Origin of the sequence: Lysobacter enzymogenes (assembly GCF_017168095.1) — a bacterium.
Classification (GTDB): Bacteria; Pseudomonadota; Gammaproteobacteria; order Xanthomonadales; family Xanthomonadaceae; genus Lysobacter; species Lysobacter enzymogenes_D.
The window spans coordinates 1-5558 of sequence record NZ_LXSD01000505.1 but is presented as its reverse complement, the minus strand read 5'-3'; the positions used below and the strand labels follow the sequence as shown (position 1 = coordinate 5558).

The following is a 5558-nucleotide window of genomic DNA, read 5'->3' as shown; positions in this document are numbered from 1 at the left end:
CGGCGCGCCCTGGCCGGCGAAGGCGCTGCCCATGATCAGCGTGCAGAAGCCGGCCAGCCACGGCAGGCCGCTGCGCGCCAGCGGCGCCGGCGCGGCGGCGAGGCAGCGGCCGGGAGAGGGAAAACGGATGCGGCGAGAAGTCATGGCGGAATCCCGGATCGACTGGATGCGTCCGCCGCGGCCGGCGAAGGCAACGGGCGGCGCCCGCGGCCTTCGTTGTAGGCCGCGGGGCTGTCGCGGACCTGTCGATCGCGCGCCGCGCGGCGCCGGCTTCGCGATATCGCGATGGCAGTCACTGCCGCCGCGTGCGCGCGGGCGAGGCTCGCCACCACGCGCTCGCAGCGGCGACATGCGCGCGGCCGACACTGTCGTGGCCGCGCACGCCGATGCGGCCGGGCGCCGATCGAAGCGTCGTCCGGCCGCCTCGACGGACGCGGCGTTGCGCCCGACCGGCGGCTCGCCGGCCTCGATCCGCGTCCAACCCGGTAAGACGCCGACAGGCGTTAATGGCCATGCCGACGATCGCACCGCGACCGCGGCGGGCGATGCCGGCCGCGGCGCGCCCCTTCTGTGTTTCCGACAAGGAGTCCCATGAACTTCAAGCGTTTCGCTGCGTTCTGCGCGCTGGCCCTGGCCAGCCACGGCGCCCTCGCCTCCGGCTGGACCTCGCTCGGCCGGCTCAACGCGCCGACCGGTTTTCCGCAGGCCGACACCTGCAACCTGCGCGTGATCAACCACTACTGGAGCAACAAGCCCATCGTCGTTCCCAGCACGGTCAACCGCTACGGCCCGACCAACGTGCAATACGCGTTCGCGCTCGACCTCGCCTCGCTGCGCAACTTCACCAGCAACTCGGTGGCGCTGTCGCGGTTCAAGACCGCGGTGGACGCCTACAACGCCACCAGCGGCGCCAAGAGCCTGTACGCCACGCTCAGCGTCGGCGATTTCCCCGGCGTGAGCATCAACCTGTCGTACGCCGACTCGGCCGGCCTGGTCCAGGGCAGCGGCTGGGGCGTGGCGCCGTCGGAACTGCAGTACTACGAACTGCAGGAGTCGTGCCCGCAGTAAACCGCGCGGCGCGGGCGTCGGTGAATGCCTGCACCGGCGCCCGCGCCGAGCTCAGCGAAAAGGCGACGCCCCGGGGCCGCAACGCGGCCCCGGGATCGCGTCGTGCGTCGTTGGCGGCGATGCGGCTCCTCAACGCAACGGAATCGCCACCGGCCGCAGCGGCGCGGCGTCGCCGCCGCGGATCTTCAGCGGGCCGCCGATGAAGGCGAACTCGTAGACCTGGTCGCGCGAGAGTTCGTCCAGCGCGATCAGCTCGATGATCGGCACGCCGTGCTGGGCCAGCAGATAGGTATGCAGCGGCACGTACTCGCCCTGCACTTCCGACGGGAAGGTCTCCAGGCTCAGGTTGTCGGCGCCGATCACCATCGCCCCGGCCTCTTCCACCAGATAGCGCGCGGCATCGATGCCCAGCCCCGGCGGCTGGGCGATGTAGGCCTGCGCCTGTTCGAACAATTTCATCCGGCCGGTGCGGATCAATACGATATCGCCGCGCTGCAGTTCGGTCTTCTGCCTGGCCAGCGCCTCGCGCAGGTCCTGGCGGCTGATCCGGTACTGGTCGGGCAGCATGTCCACGCCCTTGGCCGCGGCGATGTCGAGCATCACCCCGCGCCCGACCAGCGGTGGGAATTTCTCGATGCCGGCCTTGTTCCAGCCGCGGTCGCCGAGGTGCCGGTCGGCTTCGAAACCGTTCCAGATCCGCCCGCCGATGCCGAAGTGGTTGAGCGCGTCGATGTGGGTGCCGGTGTGGCTGTACATCGAGAACGCGGTGCCGGTGTAGCTGGTGTGGGCGTTCATCGCCGCGCCGACGCGCATCGGGTCGTCGACCTGGGTGCCGCGCGGGGTGTGGGTCATCCAGAACTGGTAATGCGGATCGCCGGCGGCCTGCCAGCTCGGCATGCCGACGAAGTATTCGGTGGCCAGATCGTAGACCTTGCCGCCGCGCAGGCGGCCGAGCACGGCGGCGCGCGATTGATCGGTGATCAGGTTGAGGCGGCCGATCTGATCATCGGCGCCCCACGGGCTGCGGCCGACTTCGGCGGCGCCGGCCGGGGTGGTCAACGCCAGCGCCAACGCGGCGCCGGCCAGGGTGTGTGCGAATTTCATCGAAGTCTCCATGCGTTCGCGCCGGGGCGGCGCGGTGGGGGCGGCGTTGCGCCGCATGGAGACAGCTTGGGCGCGGCGCTTGCGGCGAAACAGCCGCGCCGGGTGCAGGGACTGTTCGCTGGCGGGCAGCAATCCGCGCCCACACCCGCACCCGCTCGCGGGCGTCAGCCGTCGGCGGCCAGCGCCGCCGGCAACTGCGCGCCGAGGAAATCGACGAACGCGCGCACCTTGGCCGGCAGATGCCGGCCGGTGGCGTAGACCGCATGCACCTGGCGCGGCGGCTGGCGATGGTGCGGCAGCAGCTCGCGCAGCCGGCCGGCGGCGATCTGCGGCCGCGCCACGAACGCCGGCAGGCTGCCCACGCCGTGGCCGTCGATCAGCAGGTCGCGCAGCAGCAGGCTGTTGTTGGCGGCCACGCGCGGCGCCGGCAGAGTGAATTCGTGTTCGCCGTCGGCGCCGCGCAACTGCCAGGCGCGCGGCGATTCCGCCAGGCTGTAGCCCAGCAGCGCGTGCCCGCACAGTTCCTGCGGCGTGCGCGGCTCGCCGCGGCGCTGCAGATAGTCCGGCGACGCGCACAGCCATTGACCGACCTGGCCGAGCCGGCGCGCGATCAGGCTGGAATCCTCCAGTTCCGCGCGCAGCCGCACCGCCACGTCGAAGCCCTCGCCGACCAGGTCGACGACGCGATCCTCCAGCGCCAGATCCAGGCGCAGATGCGGATGCTCGGCCAGAAACCGGCTCAGCAGCGGCGACAGCACGCACAGCCCGAACGACAGCGGCGCGCTGACCCGCAGCAGGCCGTCCACGCGCTCGGAGCCTTCGCGCATGCGCTGCTCCAGCGCTTCGATCTCGTCGAGCAGGCGGCAGCATTCGGCGAAATACAGCCGGCCGCCGTCGGTGAGGCTCATGCGCCGGGTGGTGCGCTGGAGCAGCACCGTGCCCAGCCGCGCTTCGAGCTGGCGCACCTGCTTGCTAAGGCCGGCGGCCGACAGGCCCAGTTTGTCGGCGGCGCGGGCGAAACCGCCGAGTTCCACCACCCGGCGAAAGCTGCGCATCAGCGCGAGTTGATCCATGTCGGAGCCGGGGTTGCGCGTGCGCGGGCGGCCATGATGCCGCCCATCCAGGCCTGCAGCCAGCCCTTGCCGTTTGCGCCAGCCGTCGCAGCGCATTCGTGTTGCTCCAGGCGAAACACCCGCCCCGGGCCAATGACTATCGAGCCGAACCAAGAGCCCGGCGGGTCGTTCGTTGAGGCGCCCGCTCCAGCTTCCGGACATAATCGCCGCACCCGCGACAGCCTCGCGACATCCTGATTTCCCCGCGAGTTCAGCCCGGCCGCATTGCCCGTAAACCGGGACTGGGCGCTGACCAGCGCTATAATGGACCCGCCGGATGCTGATCGAAACATACACCTCAACCGAGCCCTCCCACCCGTACATCCGGGAGTTTCACAGGCGTTTTTTTGCACCCGTTAACTGTCGAGTTCACGCAAATGCCGAAGCAACTTCAGCACAGTCCGTCCGTCGCCGACATCCTTGTCGCCACAAGCCAGGATGACCTGAAGACACGAGGGTCGTTCTCGCAGATAAAGAAGACCTTGAGCTCGCAGTTCGGGATAACGCTCGCAGCCAAAAGCTGGATAGCGCTCTACTCCCTGATCCGGAAGATCCAGGCTTTGAGCAGAAAGAATCCGGCCGGATTGCCCACATCCGGGAGCAAGGAGGCGCAGATCGTCAGGAAGAGGCTTTTGACCGTACTGCAGCGCAATGCAGTGGCGGGAAGCTCAAGCGGCGACATGGATGCCGCGGTGCTGAGGACGATCCTGACGATAAATTCGGTTGCCGCGGATCCGAAGGTCCGGTACAGCATCAATCGCTCGCGAAACTTCAGGCACAGTTCGCGGCTCGAAGGAATCGACGTCTTGATGCCAGTGCGCAACGCCTCGCTGGACTCGATCATCGAGAAGCATCGAAGAAAGTAAAATGGACAAATACGATGTTTCCAACGACCACTACTGCCTTCCGGGATCCGGCGTACTAAAGAACAAGCTGGGCATCCTCAGCATGGAGGGACTGGAAGCCGCGGAAAGGGAGATCACCGGTTACACCCACCGCCTGATCGAATATTCGCCTCCACCTTATAGCCTGGACACCCTGAAACGGATCCATTTCCAGTTGTTCTCCCCGCTTTACGACTGGGCCGGAGAACAAAGGAATGTCGACATTTCGAAAGGAGGGACTCGCTTCTGTACCAATTCGCGGATCGAAGCCGAATCCGGGAAGCGATTCGACGCGTTACGCGCCGAGAACTGGCTCAAGGGACTCGGCCACGCCGCATTCTGCGAACGATTGGCTGAGCACTATTGCGAACTCAACATGATCCATCCATTTCGCGAAGGCAATGGCCGCGCGCAACGAGTTCTTTTCGAGCATATCGCCCTGAGTGCAGGCTTCGAGCTGAACTGGACACATGTTGAACCCCAGGAATGGCTGGCGGCAAACATCGAAGGCGTTCGCGTCGACTATCGGCGAATGTGCGAAATCTTCAAGAGAATCGTCACTCCGCTGACGGCCGACAATAACTGAAACAGCAACCGCAGGCTGGATACCAGGCCGTTTTCGATGCTCCCGGCCTTACAACGCCACTGCCGGCAGCGGCGACGCAGAGGCGTTCGTCATGGACGATTCCAACGGAATCGGGATAGGTACCGGCGCCGCAGCGAAACGATGCCGCTCCAGCCAAGCCTGGAACATCAGCACGTTCCACAGATGGGTATGCCACTTGCGCTCGCCCGCCTGGAACTCGCGCCACAGCCCGGCGATCGCGCGCGGATCGAAGTGGCCCTCGCGGCGCAGCCGCGATTCGTCCAGCAGCGCATCGGCCCACTCGCGCAGCGGCCCGCGCAGCCAGCGCGAGACCGGCGCGCCGAAGCCGGTCTTGGGGCGGTAGATCAGCGGCCGCGGCAGGTAGCGTTCGAGCAGGCGCTTGAGCACGTACTTCTGCTCGCCGCGATGGTGCTTGAGCGCGGTCGGCAGCGACCAGGCGAACTCGATCACGCTGCGGTCCAGCAGCGGCGAGCGCGTCTCCAGGCCGCAGGCGCTGCCGGCACGGTCGATCTTGGTCAGGATGCCGTGGGCCAGGTCCATGCGGAAATCGAGGTATTGCACGCGGTCGGCGGCGTCGCCGACCGGCAGGTGGCCGTCGCGGTCGAAGAACAGCGTCGCCGGTTCGCGCGCGCCGGGCACCGCCGCGGCCGGGTCGCGCCAGCGCGAAACCCGTTGCAGATAGTGGTCTTCCACCCGTTGCGCGCCGAGCTCCGCCCACAGCGCGCGCAGGCCGCCCAGGCGCGCGCGCTCGGCCTGCTCGCCGCGGCGTTGCGGCGCCAGCCG

6 protein-coding genes are annotated in these 5558 nt (G+C 67.8%); 3 read left to right on the top strand and 3 right to left on the bottom strand.

The genetic code is table 11. The features are described from left to right. The first annotated feature begins 591 nt into the window (after positions 1 to 591). Complete coding sequence (locus tag A7A76_RS20730; RefSeq protein WP_206413083.1) at positions 592 to 1068, top strand: hypothetical protein; 477 nt, start codon at positions 592 to 594, stop codon at positions 1066 to 1068. A gap of 129 nt (positions 1069 to 1197) precedes the next feature. Here the strand turns inward: A7A76_RS20730 and A7A76_RS20725 are convergent, their stop codons facing one another. Together A7A76_RS20725 and A7A76_RS20720 are read right to left on the bottom strand one after the other, a co-directional pair. Further along, a complete protein-coding gene (locus A7A76_RS20725; protein WP_241201088.1) occupies positions 1198 to 2172 on the bottom strand; it encodes a cyclase family protein in 975 nt (324 codons plus the stop codon). Between the two features lie 164 nt (positions 2173 to 2336). Continuing rightward, entirely contained in the window at positions 2337 to 3245 is a 909-nt protein-coding gene (locus tag A7A76_RS20720) for a LysR family transcriptional regulator (protein WP_206413081.1), read from the bottom strand. Between the two features lie 416 nt (positions 3246 to 3661). On the opposite strand from A7A76_RS20720, the gene A7A76_RS20715 reads away from it, so the two are divergent. Both A7A76_RS20715 and A7A76_RS20710 read left to right on the top strand, forming a co-directional pair. Then, positions 3662 to 4150, top strand: a complete 489-nt coding sequence (locus tag A7A76_RS20715) for a hypothetical protein (RefSeq protein WP_206413080.1) — start codon at positions 3662 to 3664, stop codon at positions 4148 to 4150. Between the two features lies 1 nt (position 4151). Beyond that, a complete protein-coding gene (locus tag A7A76_RS20710; RefSeq protein ID WP_206413079.1) occupies positions 4152 to 4754 on the top strand; it encodes a Fic/DOC family protein in 603 nt (200 codons plus the stop codon). A gap of 48 nt (positions 4755 to 4802) precedes the next feature. Here A7A76_RS20710 and A7A76_RS20705 read toward each other — a convergent pair. Continuing rightward, the coding region (locus A7A76_RS20705; RefSeq protein WP_241201087.1) for an asparagine synthase C-terminal domain-containing protein at positions 4803 to 5558 on the bottom strand (756 nt) is incomplete at its 5' end.

Excerpts from the sequence above, each read along its gene's own strand:
- A7A76_RS20715 (WP_206413080.1), top strand. The coding sequence starts at position 3,662 with ATGCCGAAGCAACTTCAGCACAGTCCGTCCGTCGCCGACATCCTTGTC.
- A7A76_RS20720 (WP_206413081.1), bottom strand. The coding sequence starts at position 3,245 with ATGGATCAACTCGCGCTGATGCGCAGCTTTCGCCGGGTGGTGGAACTC.
- A7A76_RS20730 (WP_206413083.1), top strand. The coding sequence starts at position 592 with ATGAACTTCAAGCGTTTCGCTGCGTTCTGCGCGCTGGCCCTGGCCAGC.
- A7A76_RS20725 (WP_241201088.1), bottom strand. The coding sequence starts at position 2,172 with ATGAAATTCGCACACACCCTGGCCGGCGCCGCGTTGGCGCTGGCGTTG.
- A7A76_RS20710 (WP_206413079.1), top strand. The coding sequence starts at position 4,152 with ATGGACAAATACGATGTTTCCAACGACCACTACTGCCTTCCGGGATCC.